This window comes from Bacteroides sp. 51, from assembly GCF_010500965.1.
In the GTDB taxonomy this organism is placed as follows: domain Bacteria; phylum Bacteroidota; class Bacteroidia; order Bacteroidales; family Bacteroidaceae; genus Bacteroides.
The window spans coordinates 1-1,281 of the sequence record NZ_QVMI01000096.1; the positions used below are offsets into that span (position 1 = coordinate 1).

Annotated in this window: 1 pseudogene; it reads right to left on the reverse strand. The window is 49.6% G+C overall.

The annotated features are described in order from the left end of the window. Positions 1-98: 98 nt before the first annotated feature. Positions 99-1,281, reverse strand: a pseudogene (locus tag D0T87_RS23650) (fibrobacter succinogenes major paralogous domain-containing protein); the annotation flags it as partial.

Genomic DNA, 1,281 nt, shown 5'->3' on the forward strand with positions numbered 1-1,281 from the left:
GGATCAACTCTTAGCTAAACTTCCATACCGGTATTCTAGTGCCGGCCAGGACAGTTTAGCTAAGCCCATCATTTTAGATACAGCTTGGGTAGGCACAATCACTCTCGGACACAGCGAGCAACAAACCCATTCCGCCGGCTGAGGCCGTCCTGGATCGCCCCGCTCGAGTACACGTGCATGAGGAACCCGTTCGTAGTGGAGTACGATGAGCCCGACCAGAAGTACCCGTTGCCGCCTGCGTTGAGCAAAGCCCCATTGGTGCGCCGGGAGCCGGAGGCAGGGAAGCGCTGATCCAAAAGCTGAACGTAACTGGGGATTTGATCCAGACCGTTGGCATTGGAAGCGGTGAAGGCGGTGAAGGTACCGATGGGAGTACCGTAATAACTAGGGCTTACAGGACTTTGACCAGCTGCCTCGAGGAATGTCTTTTGCTCGGCATAGGTAGGCAAACGCCAACTACCAGCTACCCAACCCTTGGCGGAGATGTAACGACAAATGTCACCCTTGCCGGTAGAAGCATTGTAACCGGTATTGCTGTTGTAAGTAGCAAAGTCATCCTCAGTTTGCACGTCGTCATTGAACGGAGCAGTGGTTTCATTGACATAAGGAATAGTAGTCCAAGATGTGATGGCAGTTGTATATTCCTCTGGTTTATACAAGATAGAGGACGAGGCAGAGAAAGCACCCACAGGACTGATAGCCACCAGGGAACCCCACTGGAAGTAAACACCTTGTGCCTGGGCATCCACGCTCTTGTCGTCGGGACCGGTAGAGAAGGTCAGTTTTGTACCATCCCAAACGATATTACTACCACCGAACTCAGCGGGAACAATAGGCTGAACATTCAACGTAACGGCTACATCGGCGAATAAGCCATCTGTGTTTATAAAGTTCAGGGTAGCGGTACCGGTAGTACTGGCAGCGACGGTGAACGTAACGGTGGTGGTACCTGACGTACCGGTTATGGTTTCTAAAGCACTTTTGGAAGCAGTAGTAAGTACACTTGAAGCATCGGTTACGGAACCAATCTTCCAATTGGTATTACTCTGTACCGTAAAACTGTATTCTTTACTTGTAGCCGAAGCGTATTTACTTTTAACGTCTTTGTAGATAAGACCGTAATTCTTCTGCAACAATTTCACTGTAGCTTCATGACCGCTCTGGGTACGGAAAGTAACCGTTGATTCTTCATCGGTGGGCAGGGTGCTGTTGCCATTAGACGTTACGGCTGTGGTAGTAATGGTGTACTGTTTAGAACCACCATTGAAGGTTTCACTTACA